Raw genomic sequence first — 20,371 nt, 5'->3', positions numbered from 1 at the left:
CTGCGTGACTGACACTCCGCCATCGCGGGCAAGCCCGCTCCCACAGTGGATCTTTGTAATCTTCCTTTAACGGTAAATACCGTTCTTGCCATGCCCGGCCATCGCCCGGTTACTGCGCACGCTGATCATCAACTTGATATCGATCCACTCCACGCCCTGTGCCTTGAGCTTGGGCAATTCGCGCTCCAGCACCGCCAGCGTCTGTGGGTAAGGATGCCCGATCATCACCGCCGAGCCCTGCTTGTGCGCCAGCTTGATCGCGGTTTGCAACTGCGTGGTAATCGCCGCTTCGGTGCGTTCGTCATCGAGAAAAACATCCCGCGACACATGGGCCAAACCGATCTTCTGCGCTTCGGCGGCGGCGACGGTCTGCGCGCTAGTGCGGCTGTCGACGAAGAACTTGTGGCGCCGTTGCAACTCACTCATCAGCCAGGCCATCGCCACCGGTTGTGCGGTCATGCGGCTGCCCATGTGGTTGTTGATACCTGCCGTGTAGGGCACGGCATCGAACGCGGCATTCAGGCGCTTGCCCAGTTCTTCGATGGACAGCTCCGGGTGCCAGGCGAAGGGGCCGGTGGCCGGGTCCATGGGCATGTGCAGGATCACGATCTTGCCGGCCTTGTGGGCTTCACGGGCGAATTCGGCGGCGTGGGGCGTGTCCGGCATGATGGCGGCGGTCACCGGGCCGGGTAGCGCGAGCACGCGGCGATCCCGAGGCAGGTTTTGCCCCAGGTCGTCGATGATCAGTGTGAGGTAGGCTTTGTGCGGTTCGCCGGCAGGGGCCGCTTGAGCGACCCCTGCCAGGCTGCACAGCACAGCGATGATCAGGGCAAGGCGCATGATCAACGGCTGCGGGTGATGCTCAAGCCCTTGAGCAGGCTGAGTGCCTGGGCCAGTTGGTAGTCATCGTCCTGGGGCATCGGCTTGGCCTTGGCGCGGCTGCCGGTTGGCTGGTCGGCGCCGCCGTTGCCATTGCCCAAGTGACCTTGCAGATCGGCCTCTTTGTAGTATTCGCCATCGATCTCGTTGGTGATCTTGGCGCGGCGTACTTCGATGTCCGGCACGATGCCCTGGGCCTGGATCGAGCGGCCGTTGGGCGTGTAATACAGCGCGGTGGTGATCTTCAGCGCACGCTCGTTGTTCAGCGGCAATACGGTCTGCACCGAGCCTTTGCCGAAGCTGGTGGTGCCCATCAGCACACCGCGCTTGAGGTCTTGCAGGGCGCCCGCGACGATTTCCGAGGCCGAGGCGCTGCCGCCGTTGATCAAGACCGCCAGTGGCACGTTCTCGCTGAGGTCGTTGCCGGTGGCCGAGAAGCGCAGCTCGGAGTTGGCGATACGGCCCTTGGTGTAGACGATCAAGCCCTTGGTGACGAAGTGGTCGACCACCTCGACCGCCGACTGCAACACGCCGCCTGGGTTGTTGCGCAGGTCAAGCACGATGCCGTTGAGCTTCTTGCCGTTGTCTTTGCGTAGCTTGGCCAGGGCCTTGGCCACTTCGTCGCCGGTCTTGACCTGGAACTGGGTGATACGGATATAGCCGTAGCCCGACTCCAGCAGTTGGCTCTTCACGCTCTTGACCGTGATGGTCGCGCGCGCCAGGGTCACGTCAAACGGGTTGCCGCCGTCGCGTACCAGGGTCAGGGTGATCTTCTGGCCGAGCTTGCCGCGCATCTTGTCGACGGCTTCGGTCATGGTCTGGCCACGGGTCGGCTGGCCATTGATCTTCACGATCAGGTCGCCGGCCTGGATACCGGCCTTGGACGCCGGGGTGTCGTCGATAGGCGAGACCACTTTGATCTGGCCGTCTTCGGAGCCCACTTCGATGCCCAGGCCGCCGAACTCACCGCTGGTGCTTTCCTGCAGCTCGGCGAAATCTTCCGGGCCCAGGTAGGCGGAGTGCGGGTCGAGGTTGCTGAGCATGCCCTTGATGGCATTTTCCAGCAGGGCCTTGTCGTCTACAGGTTCGACATAAGCTGCCTTGATCCGGTCCATGACCTCGGCAAAGGTGCGCAGCTCGTCCAGCGGCAACGGCGCCTTGGTCGTCGCAGCCGTGGCGGGTGCAGCCGGTGCGGCCTGGTCGGCAAAAGCCAGAGGCGCGCCGATCACCAGGGCGATCGTCAGGGCCAGCGAAGTGAGGCGGGACAAATGCAGCATGTCGAACGAACTCCTAATGTAGATGCGACCCTATCCTTGGGACCGGCACCATTGTGCAGGGTCGCTCGGGCGGCCCTGCTGACGAATAGCGAAGTACAGCGCCGGGGTGTCCTGGCCACCACTGTTACCGACAGTGGAAATGGATTCACCGGCTTTTACAACATCACCTGCCGACTTGAGTAATGTCTGATTGTGGCCGTAAAGGCTCAAATAGCCATTACCGTGGTCAAGAATCACCAGCAAGCCGGCGCCCCGCAACCAATCGGCAAACACCACGCGCCCACCATGCACGGCGTGGACCTGGCTGCCGGCAGAGGCGCTGATCATCACGCCATCCCACTTGGCGCGGGTGTCATCGCCACGGGTTTCCCCAAAGCGTGCCAGTAATCGACCATCAACCGGCCATGGAAGTTTGCCGCGCGCTGAAGCAAAAGGGCCGCCGAACGACTCGCCACTGCTGGAAACCAGCGGGCCAGGGGCTGCACGCGCCGGTTTGCGCGGGGCCGGTGCGTCGGTGGTGGCAGCCAGTTCGGCCTCACGCTGACGCTTTTTTTCGGCTTCTTGCTGGGCTATCAGCGCTTTCTGCCGCGCTTCTTCGGCCTCGCGTGCCTGGCGGGCCAGGGTTTCTTCGATGGTCTTGAGTACTTTGGCCAGGTCGGCCTGATCTTGCTCACGGGCCTGCAACTTGGCGTCGCGGGCTTGGACGTCGCTGTTGAGCTTGGCCAGGGCCTGCTGGCGTTCCTTGCGTACTTTATCGAGCTGGTCGCGCTGGGTGTCCAGGGCAGTTTTCTGATCGAGCAACTGCGATTGCTGATCGACGATTTCCTGTTCGACATTGGCCAATTGGCGCAGGGTTTCGTTGAACCCCTTCAATTGCGCCAGGCGGGCCTGGCTCAGGTAATCGTAATAGGTGAGGGTACGGGCGAATTTTTCCGGGTTCTGCTGGTTGAGCAGCAGCTTTAGGTACTCCTGGCGGCCGCTCTGGTACGCGGCACGGGCCTGGATCGCGATCAGGCGTTGCTGTTCAACGCGTGCGCTCTGGAGTTTTTTTTTCTCAGCGTCGAGTCGCTCCAGTTCCGACTCGCTCTTCTTTAGTTCTTTTTGCAGCTCCTGGACCTGCTTCTCCAGCTTGCCCATCTCGGTTTCCGTGCCGCGCAGGTCTTTCTGCACCCCGGATTTTTCTTCCTGGAGCTTGCCGAGCAGCTTTTTCAGCTCGGTAATGTCCTGACGCGTAGCGTCCAACTGTTGTTGGGTTTGTGCACGCTCATCGGCAAACGCCGGTTGGAGCAGGCAGACAAGAGCAAGGGTTATCAAGGCGCGAAGCATAGAGGCGGGCGACACCAGGGGAAAAGGACGGCCTAGTATGCCCGCCAAGCGCTGCAAAAAAAACGCCCAATTGGGGCTGGCGGGCAAGTTAGGCGCCGAGTGGCGATGGTATGGCGAAAAGACATCTACCAAACACCCCAAAACCAATGTGGGAGCGGGCTTGCCCGCGATTGCGGTGGGTCAGCGACATAGATGTCGACTGATTAGCCGCTATCGCGGGCAAGCCCGCTCCCACAGGGTTTTGCAGTGATGAAGGTGTCAGACCAGGATCGAGGTGCCGGTCATCTCCTTCGGCTGCTCCAGCCCCATCAGTTTCAGCATGGTCGGCGCCACATCCGCCAGCACGCCACCTTCACGTACTTTCAGGTCACGTTTGCCGACATAGATGAACGGGACCGGCTCGGTGGTGTGGGCGGTGTGCGCCTGGCCGGTGGATTCGTCGGACATCTGCTCGCAGTTGCCGTGGTCGGCGGTGATCAGCGCTTCGCCGCCGACTTTATCCAGCGCGTCGACGATGCGGCCAACGCACAGGTCCAGGCATTCAACCGCCTTGACCGCCGCTTCCAGGTTGCCGCTATGACCAACCATGTCGCCGTTGGCGTAGTTGACCACGATCACGTCATAACGCTGATGCTCAATGGCATCGACGATCTTGTCGGTGACTTCCGGCGCGCTCATTTCCGGCTGCAGGTCGTAGGTCGCGACTTTTGGCGACGGGATCAGGATGCGCTCTTCGCCAGGGAACGGCTCTTCGCGGCCACCGGAGAAGAAGAACGTCACGTGGGCGTATTTCTCGGTCTCGGCGATGCGCAGCTGGGTCTTGCCGTTCTTGGCCAGGTAGTCGCCCAGCACGTTCTCCAGGCTGCCCGGCGCAAAAGCCGACGGGGCCGGGATGTTGGCGGCATATTGGGTGAGCATGACGAACTCGACCTTCGGCTGGCGTGCGCGCTCGAAGTCCTTGAAGCCTTCATCGACGAATACGTGGCTCAGCTCACGGGCACGGTCGGCGCGGAAGTTCATGAACACGACGGCGTCGCCGTCTTCGACCTTCACCGGCTCGCCGATGGTGGTGGCCTTGACGAACTCATCGCTCTCGCCACGGGCGTAGGCCGCTTCCAGGCCTTCCTGGGCGGTGGCCGCGTTGAATTCGGCCTGGCCGTCGACGATCAGGTTGTAGGCCTGGGAGACACGGTCCCAACGGTTGTCGCGGTCCATGGCGAAGTAACGGCCCACCAGGCTGGCGATGCGGCCCTTGCCCAGGGCGGCGAAGGTGGTGTCCAGCAGTTCGATGGAGGATTGCGCGCTTTTGGGCGGCGTGTCGCGGCCGTCGAGGAAGGCGTGCAGGTAGATCTTGTCAGCGCCGCGCTTGAACGCCAGTTCGGCCATGGCGACCAGGTGATCCTGGTGGCTGTGTACACCGCCGTCCGACAACAGGCCCATGAAGTGCACGGCCTTGCCGGCGGCAACGGCTTTATCGACTGCCGCGCAGATGGTCGGGTTCTCGAAGAACTCGCCATCGCGGATCGCTTTGGTGACACGGGTGAAGTCCTGGTACACCACTCGTCCGGCGCCGAGGTTCATGTGGCCGACTTCCGAGTTGCCCATCTGGCCGTCCGGCAGGCCCACGTCCATACCGGAACCTGAGATCAGACCGTTGGGCACGGTGGCGGTCAGACGGTCCAGTACCGGCTTGTTGGCCGAGTAAACCGCGTTGTCGTGGTGGCTTTCACTGTGTCCGAAGCCATCGAGAATTATCAGGACCAAAGGTTTAGGCGTGGTAGTCATAGATCCTCTCGCGGCGCTAATAAAGGAAGACAATTGAAAAGGGAGTGGCAGTTTAAAGCGAAGTTCCAACCACGTCACCGCTTTACGGGGGTTGGCCCCCCCTGGTGGCTGTGTATACTTACCGCCATTTTAACGCCCTGGAACCTCCTTGATGGTTGATCACCTGATTGCATTTGCCACTGCCCACTACCTGCTTGTGGGCGCCTTCGTCATCCTGCTGGCGCTGCTGATCGCTCATGAACTGAGCCGCGGTGGTCGCAGCCTGAGCACGTCGGAGCTGACCGCGCTGGTCAACAAGGATGAGGCCGTCGTCGTCGATATTCGCCCGGCCAAGGATTATGCCGCCGGCCATATCGTTGGCGCCCTGAACATTCCCCAGGACAAGCTGATGGCGCGCCTGGGCGAACTGGAAAAGCACAAGGCCAAGACCATCATCCTGGTCGATGCCCAGGGCCAGCACTCCGGCACCCACGCCCGCGAGATGCTCAAGACCGGCTTCACCGCCGCCAAGCTGTCCGGTGGTATCAGCAGCTGGCGTGGCGATAACCTGCCGTTGGTGAAGTGATATGAGCCAGGTTGTCGTGTATTCCAGCGATTGGTGCCCTTACTGCATGCGGGCCAAGGCCTTGCTTGAGAAAAAGGGCGTTGCCTTCGAAGAGATCAAGGTCGATGGCAAGCCCCAGGTGCGCGCCGAAATGGCCCAGAAAGCCGGCCGCACGTCGGTCCCGCAGATCTGGATCGGCACCCGGCACATCGGTGGTTGCGACGACCTGTTTGCCCTGGAGCGCGCCGGTAAACTTGATGCGCTGCTGTCCGCCTAAACCCTTAAGAACCCAAGATAAAGAAGGATCTGCGATGACTGATCAACAGAACACCGAAGCAGCAGAAGCTCAAGGCCCACAGTTCTCGCTGCAGCGGATCTATGTGCGTGACCTGTCGTTCGAAGCGCCAAAAAGCCCGGCCATCTTCCGTCAGGAATGGACCCCAAGCGTTGCGCTGGACCTGAACACTCGTCAGAAATCCCTGGAAGGTGACTTCCACGAAGTGGTGCTGACCCTGTCGGTCACCGTCAAGAATGGCGAAGAAGTCGCTTTCATCGCTGAAGTGCAACAGGCCGGTATCTTCCTGATCCAGGGCCTGGACGAAGCGTCCATGAGCCACACTTTGGGCGCGTTCTGCCCGAACATCCTGTTCCCGTATGCCCGTGAGACCCTGGACAGCCTGGTTACCCGTGGCTCGTTCCCGGCACTGATGCTGGCGCCGGTGAACTTCGATGCCCTGTACGCCCAAGAGCTGCAGCGCATGCAACAAGAAGGCGCGCCAACCGTTCAGTAATTTGCTGAGCGATGCCGTTCTAAAATGTGGGAGCGGGCTTGTGTGGGAGCTGGCTTGCCTGCGATAGCATCACTGCGGTGTGACTGACACACCGAGGTGCCTGCATCGCGGGCAAGCCCGGCTCCCACACAAGCCCGCTCCCACATTTGTTATGCGGTGTTATTTAAAGCCGAGTTGGCGCCAGCCTTCGTAGACGGCGACGGCCACGGTGTTGGACAGGTTCAGGCTGCGGCAGCCTTCACGCATCGGCAGGCGCAGGCGATGGCCATCGGGCAATGCGTCAAGCACCTCGGCCGGCAGGCCGCGGCTCTCCGGGCCGAACAGGAACGCGTCGCCCTCGGCAAAGCTGGCATCATGAAACGGCCGCGAGCCCTTGGTGGTGAATGCGAACAGGCGTGGGTGGCCCAGGCTCTCCAGGCAGCTGGCGAGGTCGGCATGGCGCTTGAGGGTGGCGTACTCGTGGTAGTCCAGCCCGGCACGGCGCAGGCGCTTGTCGTCCATGTCAAAGCCTAAAGGCTCGATCAAATGCAGGTGGCAGCCACTGTTGGCGCACAGCCTGATAACGTTGCCGGTATTCGGCGGAATTTCTGGTTGAAAAAGGATGACGTGAAACATGCACGGCTCCGAAGGCAAAGATGCGCTGCATTCTACCCCCGAAGACGACCCGAGACCGAAGCTATTGCCGAGGGTGTTGGGCTCATTGGCGATTGTCGGCCTGATGATTGGCTTGATGATCGGCCGCTTGACCACCCCCGAACCGCTTGAGCTGCAACAGGTAGAACCTGCGGCGGATGGTTTGGTGGTGTGGTTCAACAACGAACCCAAGCTGCACGGCGAGCATATCGACGGCACCGTGGCGTTGCTGTTTGACGCTCAGGGCAAGGCTGCCAACGGGCAGTTCAAGGTCAATGACAAGGATGTGAATTGGCGCATACGCAAGACCGATGCTGGCTTGCTGCTGAACCTGGTAGCGGCCCGGCCGTTGCGTGGGGAGTGGATCGGTGCAGAGGTCGATGGCCGCTGGCGGCTGGAGATCCATCTCCACGAGCAATAAAAGAGGGAGTTCCCGGCCTGCCTGTACCAGGGCTCCCAAAACGGGGTGAAGCCTGAGGCTTCGGTGTTAAAGAGGGGATTCTCGGCCTGCCTGTACCAAGGTCCCCGAAACTGGGTAGTACTGGGGTTATTGCAGGGGGCGTGCCAAAACTTGCAATTGCGGCTTGAAAAAAATGCCAAAAAGCGCAAAGCCCCGGAATACGGGGCTTTGGTTGTTTCTACTGCTAAGAAATTTGTAGCAAAAGCGATCTGCGAGTTTTCTGGTCTGTGCTCAATGCCGGTTCATCGTGCATTGAAGCGGTGCACAGTCTGCAGGCATTGCACAAAACAGATGTGGGAGCTGGCTTGCCTGCGATGGCGGTGTGTCAGCCCTAGATTAGGTGACTGACACTCCGCCATCGCGGGCAAGCCCGGCTCCCACATTTAATCTTCAGTGGATCTTAGAGCTGGGGTTCAGGCCTCATCACCCTCATCATCATCCCCACCATCTACCTTCATTCCCAGTTCCTTGATCTTGCGGGTCAGGGTATTGCGACCCCAACCCAGCAGCACGGCCGCATCGCGGCGGCGGCCGGCAGTGTGTTTCAACGCAGTCTCGATCATGATCCGCTCGAACGCCGGCACGGCGCTGTCCAGCAGGTTCGACTGGCCGCGTGCCAAAGCCTGGTCGGCCCATTGGCGCAGCGCCTGTTCCCAGTTGGTCACGGGGGCCGAGTCCTGCGGCAGGCTCAGCAGCTCCGGCGGCAGGTCGCTGATGTGCACTTCGCGCCCGGACGCCATCACGGTGATCCAGCGGCAGGTGTTCTCCAGCTGGCGCACGTTGCCGGGCCACGGCAGGTTCTTGAGGTATTCCTCGGTCTCGCTTTTGAGCAGCTTGGGCTCCACGGCCAGCTCCAGGGCGGCGCGGCTGAGGAAGTGGCGGGCGAGGGTGGGGATGTCTTCGCGACGGTCCGACATGCGCGGGATGTGGATGCGGATCACGTTGAGGCGGTGGAACAAGTCCTCACGGAATTTACCCGCATGCACCAGGGTTTCCAGGTTCTGGTGGGTGGCCGCGATGATGCGCACATCCACCTTGACCGGCGTATGCCCGCCCACACGGTAGAACTCGCCGTCAGCCAGCACGCGCAGCAAGCGAGTCTGGGTATCGGCCGGCATGTCGCCGATCTCATCGAGGAACAGCGTGCCGCCGTCCGCCTGTTCAAAGCGTCCGCGACGCAGGTTGGCTGCCCCGGTGAACGCGCCTTTTTCATGGCCGAACAGCTCTGATTCCATCAAATCCTTGGGAATCGCCGCCATGTTCAGCGCGATAAACGGCGAGGCCGCCCGTGGGCTGTGGCGGTGCAGGGCATGGGCCACCAGCTCTTTACCGGTCCCGGATTCGCCGTTGATCAGCACGGTGATGTTGGAGTGGCTCAAGCGCCCGATGGCGCGAAACACTTCCTGCATCGCCGGCGCTTCCCCGATGATTTCCGGGGTGCGGGTCAGGGTTGGCGGGGCTTCCTGGTTCTGTTGTTCCTGGGCGTGCTGGTTGGCGCGCTTGACCAGCGCCACCGCCTCATCCACGTCGAATGGCTTGGGCAGGTATTCAAAGGCGCCGCCCTGATAAGACGCGACAGCGCTGTCCAGGTCCGAGTGGGCGGTCATGATGATCACCGGCAAGCGCGGGTGCTGCTCGCGAATGCGCGCCAGCAAGTCCAGGCCACTGGCCCCAGGCATGCGAATGTCGGAAATGATCACGTCCGGCTGCTGGCGTGCCAGGCGGCTCATCACCCCATCGGCGCTGTCGAAGCTCTGGGTGGTCATGCCTTCTTGTTGCAAGGCTTTTTCGAGGACCCAGCGGATAGAACGGTCGTCGTCGACGATCCAGACAGTTTCACTACGGCTCATGTCGTGGGGGCTCCTTGTTCCAATGGCAGGAAGATCGAGAACGTGGTGTGGCCGGGGTGGCTCTCACATTCGATCAGGCCCTGATGCTGGCTGATGATGTTCTGGGTAATGGCCAGGCCCAGCCCGGTACCGTCCGGGCGGCCGCTGACCATGGGAAAGAAAATGGTTTCCTGCAGCTCCGCAGGTATGCCGGGGCCGTTGTCGATGATCTCGACCTTGGTCACCAGGCGATGACGCACATGGCCAATGGTGAACTGGCGCAGGGCGCGGGTGCGCAGGCTGATGCGGCCCAGGCGCAGCTCGTTCTGGCTGCTGATGGCCTGCATGGCGTTACGCACGATGTTCAGCACCGCCTGTATCATCTGCTCGCGGTCGATCAACACGTCGGGAATGCTTGGGTCGTAGTCGCGCACCAGGGTGATGCAGCCCTGGCTTTCGGCCTCGACCAGTTGGCAGACGCGCTCCAGTACCTCATGCACGTTGGTCATCGCCAGGGATGGCAGCTTGTTGGAGCCCAGCATGCGGTCCACCAGGTTACGCAGGCGGTCGGCTTCTTCGATGATGACGTTGGTGTAGTCCTTGAGGTGCTCGTCCGGCAGCTCGCGGGACAACAACTGTGCCGCGCCGCGAATGCCGCCCAGGGGGTTCTTGATCTCATGGGCGAGGCCGCGCACCAGCATCTTGCTGGTTTCTTGCTTGGACAGCTGCGCTTCCTCCTTGGTGATGCGCAGCAGGCGGTCGCGAGGGTGGACTTCGAGCAGCAGCAGGGTGGCGCCATTGCTCAGGATCGGGGTCACGGCGTAGTCGACGGTCAACGTTTGCCCGGTGAGCGCGGTGAGCATCGCTTCGCGCTTGGTGAACGGGTGTGCCTGCTCCACGGCCTGGCGCAACGAGCTCAAGGCTTCGGCCGACTCGGTGAACAATTCGCTGATGAACTGCCCATGGCTGCGCTGGCCGCTGATGGCCAGGAGCATCTCCGCCGCCGGGTTCATGTACTCAAGGCGCAGGTCGGCATTGAGCAGGATGGTCGCGGTGGTCAGGTTGTCGAGTAACAAACGGTGCAGTGCATCGCTGATGGTCATCGGGACCTCTTTTGGAGCAAGGCGCGGGCTTGAGGCACACGCTGATACAAGGAAAATGCAAAAACCAAACCAAGGCTCCGAAAAGAAGCGCTAATGCCCTGAAATAAGGGGTTTAGGCGCGAAACTGTGGCGTTCTGCCAGCCTTAACGGGAAGTTTCGAACCAAAATGGGCTGGGCAATTGGGAAGGGTGCAGGCTAGCGCACCAATATAGTGCGATTTTGTGAAGGTTGTTCAGCTAGTGAAGATTAGCGGCGAATCGTGGTCAGTGTGGGAGCTGGCTTGCCTGCGATAGCTGTGGTGCATTCAACACCGTTATCGCAGGCAAGCCAGCTCCCACATTTTTAATTGTATTTGCAGTCCTTTTAACCTTTATAGATGCAAAGCTCGGCGGTGGCGCGGATCATCGCCAGTTGGCGCAGCGGATCGTTCAGCGGTTCATGCACGGCCTCGGCCAGCCATTGGGGGCATTTGGGGTCGGTGCGCAGGGGCGTGAAGTCGGCCAACTGCTGCAGCAGCCTTTTTTGCAGCTCGTCCAATCGCGGGCGGATCTGCCGGACCAAGTCCGGGCGCGGGTCGTCGGGCGCTTTGCCCTGGAACTGCCAATCGGACAGGTGGGTGTATTGCACCAGTTTATTGGCTTCGATCTGTGCGGCGAAAAACTGCTCGGCAGCGGCCGGGTCCAGCTTGTAGCTCGGCGCCTGGGCAGTAACGCTGGCGATCACCTCTTGTTCACGCTTCTTGTCCTCCACGGGCTTGTGGCTGTCCCATTTGCTCAGTGCTACCTGGTCGGCAATCTCCAGGCGTTCGGCGATACTGTTGAGCAAGGGTTCGAGCGTAGGCGGCGCAGCGCTCGCACTGGCACTGGCACTGATGAACAGCAGGGCAAATACAAGTCGATATCTCAAAGGTGATCTCCTGTGGGAGCGGGCTTGCCCGCGATGGCGGTGTGTCAGTGATACAGCAGGTGGCCGGCAGTGCGCTATCGCAGGCAAGCCAGCTCCCACACTTTGATTGGGTTTGCAGAGCTGGCGTAGCGTAACGCCCAGGCAAAAAAAAGACCTCCCGAAGGAGGTCTTTTTCATCACGCTACCTTAAGCAGCGCTACCGGATCAGCAGCTGTAGTACAGCTCGTATTCCAGTGGGTGTACGAAGGTGCGTACTTTGATTTCTTCTTCGCTTTTCAGGGCGATGTAAGCGTCGATGAAGTCGTCGCTGAAAACGCCGCCTTTGGTCAGGAACGCACGGCCCTTGTCCAGCTCTTCCAGGGCTTCTTTCAGGCTGCCGCACACTTGTGGGATCTCTTTGGCCTCTTCAGGCGGCAGGTCGTACAAGTTTTTGTCGGCGGCGTCGCCAGGGTGGATCTTGTTCTGGATACCGTCCAGGCCGGCCATCATCAGGGCGGCGAAGGCCAGGTAAGGGTTGGCAGCCGGGTCCGGGAAACGCGCTTCGATACGACGGCCTTTAGGGCTGTTGACGTAAGGAATACGGATCGACGCGGAGCGGTTGCGTGCCGAGTAGGCCAGCATCACCGGCGCTTCAAAACCTGGGACCAGACGCTTGTAGGAGTTGGTCGACGGGTTGGTGAAGCCGTTCAGGGCCTTGCCATGCTTGATGATGCCGCCGATGAAGTACAGGGCGGTGTCGGACAGGCCGGCATAGCCTTCGCCAGCGAAGGTGTTCTTGCCGTCTTTGGAAATCGATACGTGAACGTGCATGCCCGAGCCGTTATCGCCGTACAGCGGCTTAGGCATGAAGGTAGCGGTGCGGCCATAGGCATCGGCAACGTTGTGCACGCAGTATTTCAGGGTTTGAACTTCGTCAGCCTTCTTCACCAGCGTGTTGAATTTCACACCGATTTCGTTCTGGCCGGCAGTCGCCACTTCGTGGTGGTGAACTTCAACGGTCTGGCCCATTTCTTCCAGTGCGTTGCACATGGAGGTACGGATTTCATGGTCGAAGTCGAACGGTGGTACTGGGAAGTAGCCGCCTTTCACGCCTGGACGGTGGCCTTTGTTGCCGCCTTCCACGTCCTGGTCGGACATCCACGAGCCTTGCTCGGAGAAAATCTTGAACATGGAGCCGGAGATGTCGGATTTGAACTTCACCGAGTCGAAGATGAAGAACTCTGGCTCAGGGCCGAAGAATGCGGTGTCGCCGATACCGGTGGACTTCAGGTATTCCTCGGCACGGTGGGCGATGGCGCGTGGGTCGCGGTCATAGCCTTGCATGGTCGAAGGCTCGATGATGTCGCACACCAGGATCAGGGTTGGCTCTTCGGTGAACGGGTCGAGTACGGCGGTGCTGTCGTCTGGCAGCAGGATCATGTCGGAGGCTTCGATGCCTTTCCAGCCGGCGATGGAGGAACCGTCGAACATCTTGCCGACTTCGAAGAAGTCATCTTCCAGCGCATCGCGAGCCGGCATGGTCACGTGGTGCTGAGTGCCTTTTGTGTCCGTGAAGCGCAGATCAATCCATTTAACGTCATGATCTTTGATGAGTTGAACCGACTTCGACATGGTGTCCTCCGGGTGGCTTCGGGCTTGGGGTAGTGGAGTTTAGCCCTTAGAATTTGGGTGATGCCGGCGCGGATACTCCGCCAAGGCAACCTGCCTCACAAGAGAGCAAATTGCATGCCAGTGCGCCAACATGGCCGTTTTGCCTCAAAATGGCCCCTATAAAGGTGCAATCGGCAAAAACGGCATAAATCGCGCACTGCAATGTAGCGTTTATTTGGGTAAATGACCCGTTTTGGTGCATTGCGTAGGCAATGCATATTAACTGGTTAAACCTTGAGCGATTTCCGCTATAATCCGCGCCCCCCTTTTTCAGCAGGCCCGGCGCGCGCTGTTTCCATGAAATTAATCGTTAAAGTCTTCCCCGAGATCACCATCAAAAGCCGACCGGTACGGACGCGTTTCATCCGTCAGTTGGCCAAGAACATCCGTGCCGTGCTCCGTGACCTGGACCCGGCTGTGGTGGTGAACGGCGTGTGGGACAACCTCGAGCTGGAAACCCGCATTACCGACGCCAAAGCCTTGAAGGACATGACCGAGCGCCTGAGCTGCATGCCGGGCATCGCGCATTTCCTGCAGGTGGATGAGTACCCACTGGGCGACTTCGACGACATCACCGAAAAGTGCAAGCAGCACTACGGCAGTGCGCTTGAAGGCAAGATTTTTTCGGTGCGTTGCAAGCGTGCCGGCAAGCACCCGTTCAGCTCCATGGACGTCGAAAAATACGTCGGCAGCAAGCTGCGTCGCGAGTGCGGTGCCGCTGGAATTTCCCTCAAAGCGCCACAAATTGAAGTGCGCATGGAAATTCGCGACCAACGGTTGTTTGTGATCCACAGCCAGCACAACAGCATCGGCGGCTACCCGCTGGGCGCACTGGAACAGACCCTGGTATTGATGTCCGGCGGTTTCGATTCCACGGTGGCGGCCTACCAGATCATGCGCCGCGGCCTGATGAGCCATTTCTGCTTCTTTAACCTGGGCGGGCGTGCACACGAATTGGGCGTGATGGAAGTCGCGCACTTTATCTGGAAGAAATACGGCAGCTCCCAACGCGTGCTATTTGTAAGCGTACCGTTCGAGGAAGTGCTGGGCGAAATTCTCGGCAAAGTCGATAACAGTCATATGGGCGTAGTATTGAAGCGTATGATGTTGCGCGCTGCGTCCCGAATCGCCGATCAATTGCAGATCGACGCCCTGGTGACCGGCGAAGCGATCTCCCAGGTTTCCAGCCAGACGCTGCCGAACCTGTCGATCATTGACTGCGTGACCGAGAAGCTGGTGCTGCGCCCGCTGATCGCCAGCCACAAGCAGGACATCATCGACCTGGCAGAGCAAATCGGCACCGCCGACTTTGCCAAGCATATGCCTGAGTACTGCGGGGTCATTTCGGTGAACCCCAAGACCCACGCCAAGCGTCACCGCGTGGAGCATGAAGAGAAAGAATTCGACATGGCGGTTCTGGAGCGTGCGCTCGAGAACGCCAAGCTGGTGCCAATCGATCGGGTGATCGACGAATTGGGCCAGGATGTGCAGATCGAAGAAGTCAGCGAAGCCCTGGCCGGCCAGATCGTCATCGACATCCGTCACCCGGATGCCGCTGAAGACGAGCCGCTGGAAATCGCTGGCATCGACGTGCAAACGCTGCCGTTCTACGCACTGAACGCGCGTTTCAAGGAACTGGATAACAGCCGTCAGTACCTGTTGTATTGCGACAAAGGCGTGATGAGTCGCCTGCATGCCCACCATTTGCTCAGTGAGGGGCATGCCAATGTGCGCGTTTATCGACCGAGCTAAGAGCCCGGGGCTGTTTGCCTGTGGCCTGCGTCACCGGCCCCCCGACTCTGCCGTCAAGCTGTAACGGCAAGGCCTGACTCTACTGTTAATCGCTGCCACGACCTGTCAGCACACCGAATCCTCTGATCGAGATACACAAGTGATCGAAAATCTACGTAACATCGCCATCATTGCTCACGTTGACCATGGTAAAACCACCCTGGTAGACAAACTCCTGCGTCAATCCGGCACCCTGGAGCGCAACGAGCTCAACGACGAGCGCGTGATGGACTCCAACGACCAGGAAAAAGAGCGCGGTATTACCATCCTGGCAAAAAACACCGCTATCAACTGGAACGGCTACCACATCAACATCGTGGATACCCCGGGCCACGCCGACTTCGGCGGCGAAGTAGAACGCGTAATGTCGATGGTTGACTCCGTTCTGCTGCTGGTTGACGCTCAAGACGGCCCTATGCCGCAAACCCGTTTCGTGACCAAGAAGGCTTTCGAAGCCGGCCTGCGTCCGATCGTGTGCATCAACAAGGTTGACCGTCCAGGCGCGCGTCCGGACTGGGTTCTGGACCAGATCTTCGACCTGTTCGACAACCTGGGTGCTACCGAAGAACAGCTGGACTTCCAAGTCATCTACGCCTCGGCCCTGAACGGTATTGCTGGTCTTGACCACACCGACATGGCTGAAGACATGACTCCGCTGTACCAGTCGATCGTCGACAACGTACCAGCACCGAAAGTTGACCGTGAAGGCCCGTTCCAGATGCAAATCTCGGCACTGGACTACAACAGCTTCCTGGGTGTTATCGGCGTTGGCCGTATCGCTCGTGGTAGCGTCAAGCCGAACACCCCGGTTGTCGCTATCGGCGCTGACGGCAAGAAGCGTAACGGTCGTATCCTGAAGCTGATGGGTCACCACGGCCTGCACCGTGTAGACGTTGAAGAAGCTTTCGCTGGCGACATCGTCTGCGTGAGCGGTATGGACTCGCTGTTCATCTCCGACACCCTGTGCCAGCCGGACAACGTCGAGGCGATGAAGCCTCTGACCGTTGACGAACCAACCGTTTCCATGACCTTCCAGGTAAACGACTCGCCTTTCTGCGGTAAAGAAGGCAAGTTCGTGACCTCCCGTAACATCAAGGAGCGTCTGGACAAAGAGCTGCTGTACAACGTTGCTCTGCGCGTTGAAGAAGGCGACTCGGCTGACAAGTTCAAGGTCTCCGGCCGTGGTGAGCTGCACCTCTCGGTACTGATCGAAACCATGCGTCGCGAAGGCTTCGAAATGGGTGTTGGTCGTCCGGAAGTGATCATCCGTCAGGTTGACGGCGTGAAGCAGGAACCGTTCGAAAACGTCACCATCGACACCCCTGAAGAATCCCAGGGCAAGGTCATGGAAGAGATGGGCCTGCGTAAGGGCGACCTGACCAACATGGTGCCGGATGGCAAGGGCCGTGTACGTCTGGAATACAACATCCCTGCTCGTGGTCTGATCGGTTTCCGTAACCAGTTCCTGACCCTGACCAACGGTGCTGGCATCCTGACCTCGATCTTCGATCGCTACGACACCATGAAGTCCGGCGACATGTCCGGCCGTCAGAACGGTGTTCTGGTATCGGTAGAAACCGGCAAGGCGCTGACCTACTCCCTGGAAACTCTCCAGGCGCGTGGCAAGCTGTTCGTTGAACACGGTCAAGAGATCTACAACGGCCAGATCGTTGGTCTGAACAGCCGTGACAACGACATGGGCGTCAACCCAACCAAAGGCAAGAAGCTCGACAACATGCGTGCTTCGGGCAAAGACGAAACCATCGCTCTGGTTCCACCTGTTCGCTTCACCCTGGAACAGGCCCTGGAATTCATCCAGGACGACGAGCTGTGTGAAGTCACGCCTAAGTCGATCCGCCTGCGTAAGAAGATCCTGGACGAAGGCGAGCGTACCCGCGCTGCCAAGAAAGCCAAGAACTGAGTTAACTCAGGCTGAATGAAAAACGCCCCCGGTCGAAAGGCCGGGGGCGTTTTTTTATGCCTGATCATTCCCACGCTCCGCGTGGGAATGCCGCTTGGGACGCTCCGCGTCCTGCTTTTAAGCGGACGCAGAGCGTCCATGGCTGCATTCCCACGCAGAGCGTGGGAACGATCTGATCAGAACTTGTCGAGGGTCTTGAAGTTGGTCTCGCGCACCACTTCCTTGGGCTTGTACGCGCAATACCCCGGCCGCGGCCCGATTTTCGGGTGGTTGCGGCAGGTATCCGGGCGCTTGTCATAAATAGTGCAAAAGCGCGTCTTACGATCCAGGTACAGGCAGTCGTTGTTGCTCATGCGCTGCAGGGTGAAAATTTCGGACTTGTTGTTGTAGCGCTCGACGATGCCTTCTTTCTGCAAACGCTTGGCGATGTTCTTCGGCGGATCGCCGCGCTCGAACTCATCGACGATGCCAATGCGGATCAGGTCCTTGATCTTCACCTCCACCGGCAGCGTGCAGCAGCTGGACACGCAGCCGCCGCACATATGGGCGGAGTATTTCTGCCAGGTCTCTAGACGGTCGAGTTCCGCGGCGGCGATCAGTTGAGGCTTCATCAAGGTTCCAAGGTGGGGCGTTATCCGGGCGCGCGATCATACCGGGATTGGTGGTTTTTTGAACAATATTTTGCAGGTTTCAGCTCAAAGGTTTGGCCAGGGCCTGATCGGGCACGACCCCTGCATCAAATTCAGCCACAGGCCAATGAGTTAAAAAACTGCCGAACCAGCGCGTCTACCGTCTGTCAGACCGACTAGGCTCTAGCAACTCCTTCAATCTCGCCCGAGGTCGCACCGATGTCTCAGGAACCGCTTGCACGAGAAGCAGAGGTAGCCGCATTCCGCGATGCTGTCTTGACCAAACTCACCTACGCGGTGGGCAAGGACCCGGATCACGCCTTCGACCATGACTGGTTCGAAGCCATTGCCCTGGCCGCCCGCGACCAGATGGTCGATCACTGGATGGACCACACGCGGCGTATTTATCGCAAAGGCCAGAAGCGCGTTTATTACCTGTCCCTGGAATTTCTCATCGGCCGTCTGCTCTATGACAGCCTGAGCAACCTGGGTGTGCTGGAGATCGCTCGTGAAGCGCTGTCGGAGCTGGGCGTGGATCTGGAGCGCATCCGCCTGCTGGAGCCCGACGCGGCGCTCGGCAATGGTGGCCTGGGCCGTCTGGCGGCGTGCTTTATGGAAAGCATGTCGACCCTCGGCATTGCTGGCCACGGCTATGGCATTCGTTATGAACACGGCTTGTTCCGCCAAGCGATTGTCGACGGTTGGCAGCAGGAACAGACCGAGCGCTGGCTGGATTTCGGTAACCCTTGGGAATTCGAACGCGCCGAAGTGATTTACCCGATTGGCTTTGGCGGCAGCGTCGAAACCGTGGCGGACGCCTCCGGCAAGATGATCCAGGTATGGTCTCCCAACGAAACCGTGCGCGCCGTGGCCTATGACACGCCGGTCGTCGGCTGGCGCGGCGCCAGCGTCAACACCCTGCGCCTCTGGCGTGCACGGGCCGTAGAAGACCTGCACCTGGAGCGCTTCAACGCCGGTGACCATTTGGGCGCCGTCGCTGAAGTGGCCCGCGCCGAAAGCATCTCCCGCGTGCTTTACCCGGCCGACAGCACCGAAGCAGGGCAGGAACTGCGCCTGCGCCAGGAATATTTCTTCGTTTCCGCGTCCCTGCAAGATTTGCTGCGCCGCCACAAGAACATGCACGGGTCGGTATTGAGCCTGGGCGAACACGCCGCCATCCAGCTCAACGACACCCACCCGTCCATCGCCGTGGCCGAGTTGATGCGTCAGTTGGTCGACCTGCATGACATTCCCTGGGAAGCCGCGTGGGATGTCACCGTCGAGACCCTTTCGTACACCAACCACACCCTGCTGCCCGAAGCGCTGGAAACCTGGCCTGTCGGTTTGATGGAACGCATGCTGCCGCGGCACATGCAGATCATCTACCTGATCAACGCCCAGCACATTGACTCGCTGCGTGCCAAGGGCATCCACGACTTTGATGTTTTGCGCGCTGTGTCGCTGATCGAAGAAGACAACGGCCGCCGCGTGCGCATGGGCAATCTGGCGTTCCTGGGCTCCCATAGCGTCAACGGCGTGTCCGGTTTGCATACCCAGTTGATGCGCAGCACGGTGTTCTCCGAACTGCACAAGCTCTACCCCGAACGCATCAACAACAAAACCAACGGCATTACCTTCCGCCGCTGGCTGTACCAGGCCAACCCCAAGCTGACCGATATGCTGGTGGAAGCGCTGGGCCCGGATATTCTCGACCAGCCCGAACAGCGCCTGATCGAGTTGGAACCCTTTGCCGAGAAACCGGCCTTTCGCAAAGCATTTGCTGAGCAGCGCCTGCACAGCAAGCGCGCCCTGGCGCAGATCATCCATGAGCGCCTGGGCATCGCGATCAACCCGGCGGCGATGTTCGATGTGCAGGTCAAGCGCATCCACGAATACAAGCGCCAACTGCTCAACCTGCTGCACACCGTGGCGCTGTACCAGGCGATCCGTGCCGAGCCGGGCATCGACTGGGTGCCTCGGGTGAAGATCTTTGCCGGCAAGGCGGCAGCCAGCTACCACCAGGCCAAGTTGATCATCAAGCTGACCAACGACATCGCCCGCACCGTCAACAACGACCCGACTGTGCGTGGTCTGCTCAAGGTGGTGTTCCTGCCCAACTACAACGTCAGCCTGGCGGAAAGCATCATTCCGGCAGCGGATTTGTCGGAGCAGATTTCCACCGCCGGCTTTGAAGCGTCTGGCACCAGCAACATGAAGTTCGGCCTCAACGGTGCGCTGACCATCGGCACCATGGACGGCGCCAACGTGGAAATGCACGAGCGTGTCGGCGCCGAGCACATGTTTATCTTCGGTCTCAGTGCTCAGCAGGTGGAAGCTCGCAAGCATGCCGGCGAGTTCAGCGCCGGGCCGGACATCGCCGCGTCCCATCGTTTGAGCGACGTACTGCAAGCCATCCGTGGCGGGGTGTTTTCGCCGGATGACCCGGGGCGCTATGTGGGCCTGATCGATGGGCTGATCGACTACGACCGCTTCCTGGTGTGTGCCGACTTTGACGCCTACTGGGACGCCCAGGCGCGGGTCGAAGCGCATTGGCATGACTCCAAGGCCTGGTGGCGCTCGGCGGTGCTCAACACGGCGCGCATGGGCTGGTTCAGCTCGGACCGCACCATCCGCGAGTACGCCACCGAGATCTGGAAAGCCCTCGACTAACTGATGCCCCTGTAGGAGCGAGCTTGCTCGCGAAGAACGTCAACGATAACGCGTGCTTGCTGAATGAACGCGGCGCGTGTGAGTTTTTCGCGAGCAAGCTCGCTCCTACAGAGGGTTGTGGCGCCGGGTCGTGAACTCTATTGGCGTTAAATCCTCTGATTAGAGGAAATCAGCCCC

The 20,371-nt window shown here is 60.0% G+C and carries 17 protein-coding genes; 7 read left to right on the top strand and 10 right to left on the bottom strand.

Annotated features, from left to right (window positions below):
* Positions 1–66: 66 nt before the first annotated feature.
* The 4 genes from V8689_RS28055 to gpmI all read right to left on the bottom strand — a co-directional run bounded on the left by V8689_RS28055 (position 67) and on the right by gpmI (position 5,267).
* Positions 67–840 carry a divergent polysaccharide deacetylase family protein gene (locus tag V8689_RS28055; RefSeq protein WP_056782658.1) on the bottom strand — a complete coding sequence of 258 codons (774 nt, stop codon included), beginning with the start codon at positions 838–840 and terminating at the stop codon, positions 67–69.
* Positions 841–842: 2 nt separating this feature from the next.
* The gene (locus tag V8689_RS28050; protein ID WP_003187790.1) at positions 843–2,156 is read right to left on the bottom strand and encodes a S41 family peptidase; all 1,314 of its coding nucleotides are present in this window, start codon (positions 2,154–2,156) and stop codon (positions 843–845) included.
* A gap of 30 nt (positions 2,157–2,186) precedes the next feature.
* Entirely contained in the window at positions 2,187–3,482 is a 1,296-nt protein-coding gene (locus V8689_RS28045; protein ID WP_056782659.1) for a murein hydrolase activator EnvC family protein, read from the bottom strand.
* A 258-nt stretch (positions 3,483–3,740) separates the two neighbouring features.
* Positions 3,741–5,267, bottom strand: coding sequence for a 2,3-bisphosphoglycerate-independent phosphoglycerate mutase (gene gpmI / locus V8689_RS28040; RefSeq protein ID WP_056782660.1), 1,527 nt, complete (start codon positions 5,265–5,267; stop codon positions 3,741–3,743).
* A gap of 151 nt (positions 5,268–5,418) precedes the next feature.
* Here gpmI and V8689_RS28035 point away from each other — a divergent pair, with 151 nt between their 5' ends.
* Genes V8689_RS28035 through secB form a run of 3 tightly spaced genes read left to right on the top strand, consistent with a single transcriptional unit; the run spans position 5,419 to position 6,602 of the window.
* Entirely contained in the window at positions 5,419–5,832 is a 414-nt protein-coding gene (locus V8689_RS28035; protein ID WP_032894019.1) for a rhodanese-like domain-containing protein, read from the top strand.
* Between the two features lies 1 nt (position 5,833).
* A complete protein-coding gene (gene grxC, locus V8689_RS28030; RefSeq protein WP_003171118.1) occupies positions 5,834–6,088 on the top strand; it encodes a glutaredoxin 3 in 255 nt (84 codons plus the stop codon).
* Between the two features lie 34 nt (positions 6,089–6,122).
* Entirely contained in the window at positions 6,123–6,602 is a 480-nt protein-coding gene (gene secB / locus V8689_RS28025; protein WP_032894017.1) for a protein-export chaperone SecB, read from the top strand.
* A gap of 159 nt (positions 6,603–6,761) precedes the next feature.
* Here secB and V8689_RS28020 read toward each other — a convergent pair whose 3' ends face one another.
* A complete protein-coding gene (locus tag V8689_RS28020) occupies positions 6,762–7,217 on the bottom strand; it encodes a tRNA (cytidine(34)-2'-O)-methyltransferase (protein WP_003171120.1) in 456 nt (151 codons plus the stop codon).
* Here V8689_RS28020 and V8689_RS28015 point away from each other — a divergent pair.
* Positions 7,216–7,656 carry a hypothetical protein gene (locus V8689_RS28015; protein WP_056782661.1) on the top strand — a complete coding sequence of 147 codons (441 nt, stop codon included), beginning with the start codon at positions 7,216–7,218 and terminating at the stop codon, positions 7,654–7,656. The genes V8689_RS28020 and V8689_RS28015 overlap by 2 nt on opposite strands.
* Positions 7,657–8,108: 452 nt before the next feature.
* On the opposite strand, the gene ntrC is transcribed toward V8689_RS28015, so the two are convergent.
* From ntrC to glnA, 4 genes are all read right to left on the bottom strand, one after another.
* Positions 8,109–9,545, bottom strand: coding sequence for a nitrogen regulation protein NR(I) (ntrC, locus tag V8689_RS28010; protein ID WP_003187806.1), 1,437 nt, complete (start codon positions 9,543–9,545; stop codon positions 8,109–8,111).
* Complete coding sequence (gene glnL, locus V8689_RS28005) at positions 9,542–10,627, bottom strand: nitrogen regulation protein NR(II) (RefSeq protein WP_014716523.1); 1,086 nt, start codon at positions 10,625–10,627, stop codon at positions 9,542–9,544. Before glnL ends, ntrC begins: the two co-directional genes overlap by 4 nt.
* Before the next feature lie 363 nt (positions 10,628–10,990).
* Positions 10,991–11,533 (bottom strand): chorismate mutase, encoded by a 543-nt coding sequence (locus tag V8689_RS28000; RefSeq protein WP_056782662.1) that lies wholly within the window; start codon positions 11,531–11,533, stop codon positions 10,991–10,993.
* A gap of 204 nt (positions 11,534–11,737) precedes the next feature.
* Positions 11,738–13,144 carry a type I glutamate--ammonia ligase gene (gene glnA, locus V8689_RS27995; RefSeq protein WP_003187811.1) on the bottom strand — a complete coding sequence of 469 codons (1,407 nt, stop codon included), beginning with the start codon at positions 13,142–13,144 and terminating at the stop codon, positions 11,738–11,740.
* A gap of 336 nt (positions 13,145–13,480) precedes the next feature.
* Here glnA and thiI point away from each other — a divergent pair, with 336 nt between their 5' ends.
* Complete coding sequence (thiI, locus tag V8689_RS27990) at positions 13,481–14,935, top strand: tRNA uracil 4-sulfurtransferase ThiI (RefSeq protein WP_056782663.1); 1,455 nt, start codon at positions 13,481–13,483, stop codon at positions 14,933–14,935.
* 139 nt (positions 14,936–15,074) lie between these two features.
* A complete protein-coding gene (gene typA, locus V8689_RS27985; protein ID WP_003187814.1) occupies positions 15,075–16,895 on the top strand; it encodes a translational GTPase TypA in 1,821 nt (606 codons plus the stop codon).
* Positions 16,896–17,071: 176 nt separating this feature from the next.
* Here typA and V8689_RS27980 read toward each other — a convergent pair whose 3' ends face one another.
* Positions 17,072–17,506, bottom strand: a complete 435-nt coding sequence (locus V8689_RS27980) for a YkgJ family cysteine cluster protein (RefSeq protein ID WP_003187815.1) — start codon at positions 17,504–17,506, stop codon at positions 17,072–17,074.
* Positions 17,507–17,743: 237 nt separating this feature from the next.
* On the opposite strand from V8689_RS27980, the gene V8689_RS27975 reads away from it, so the two are divergent.
* Positions 17,744–20,194: a glycogen/starch/alpha-glucan phosphorylase gene (locus tag V8689_RS27975; RefSeq protein WP_056782664.1), complete on the top strand. Its 2,451-nt coding sequence runs from the start codon at positions 17,744–17,746 to the stop codon at positions 20,192–20,194.
* The last annotated feature ends 177 nt before the right edge of the window (positions 20,195–20,371 follow it).

Source organism: Pseudomonas sp. AK181, from assembly GCF_051122975.1.
GTDB lineage: Bacteria > Pseudomonadota > Gammaproteobacteria > Pseudomonadales > Pseudomonadaceae > Aquipseudomonas > Aquipseudomonas lactis.
This window is presented reverse-complemented; position numbering and strand designations above follow the sequence as displayed.

Coding starts and splice junctions, on each gene's coding strand:
- V8689_RS28055 (WP_056782658.1), bottom strand. CDS start 840: ATGCGCCTTGCCCTGATCATCGCTGTGCTGTGCAGCCTGGCAGGGGTC.
- V8689_RS27975 (WP_056782664.1), top strand. CDS start 17,744: ATGTCTCAGGAACCGCTTGCACGAGAAGCAGAGGTAGCCGCATTCCGC.
- glnL (WP_014716523.1), bottom strand. CDS start 10,627: ATGACCATCAGCGATGCACTGCACCGTTTGTTACTCGACAACCTGACC.
- V8689_RS28015 (WP_056782661.1), top strand. CDS start 7,216: ATGCACGGCTCCGAAGGCAAAGATGCGCTGCATTCTACCCCCGAAGAC.
- V8689_RS28045 (WP_056782659.1), bottom strand. CDS start 3,482: ATGCTTCGCGCCTTGATAACCCTTGCTCTTGTCTGCCTGCTCCAACCG.
- grxC (WP_003171118.1), top strand. CDS start 5,834: ATGAGCCAGGTTGTCGTGTATTCCAGCGATTGGTGCCCTTACTGCATG.
- glnA (WP_003187811.1), bottom strand. CDS start 13,144: ATGTCGAAGTCGGTTCAACTCATCAAAGATCATGACGTTAAATGGATT.
- gpmI (WP_056782660.1), bottom strand. CDS start 5,267: ATGACTACCACGCCTAAACCTTTGGTCCTGATAATTCTCGATGGCTTC.
- secB (WP_032894017.1), top strand. CDS start 6,123: ATGACTGATCAACAGAACACCGAAGCAGCAGAAGCTCAAGGCCCACAG.
- V8689_RS27980 (WP_003187815.1), bottom strand. CDS start 17,506: ATGAAGCCTCAACTGATCGCCGCCGCGGAACTCGACCGTCTAGAGACC.
- V8689_RS28020 (WP_003171120.1), bottom strand. CDS start 7,217: ATGTTTCACGTCATCCTTTTTCAACCAGAAATTCCGCCGAATACCGGC.
- ntrC (WP_003187806.1), bottom strand. CDS start 9,545: ATGAGCCGTAGTGAAACTGTCTGGATCGTCGACGACGACCGTTCTATC.
- V8689_RS28035 (WP_032894019.1), top strand. CDS start 5,419: ATGGTTGATCACCTGATTGCATTTGCCACTGCCCACTACCTGCTTGTG.
- V8689_RS28050 (WP_003187790.1), bottom strand. CDS start 2,156: ATGCTGCATTTGTCCCGCCTCACTTCGCTGGCCCTGACGATCGCCCTG.
- thiI (WP_056782663.1), top strand. CDS start 13,481: ATGAAATTAATCGTTAAAGTCTTCCCCGAGATCACCATCAAAAGCCGA.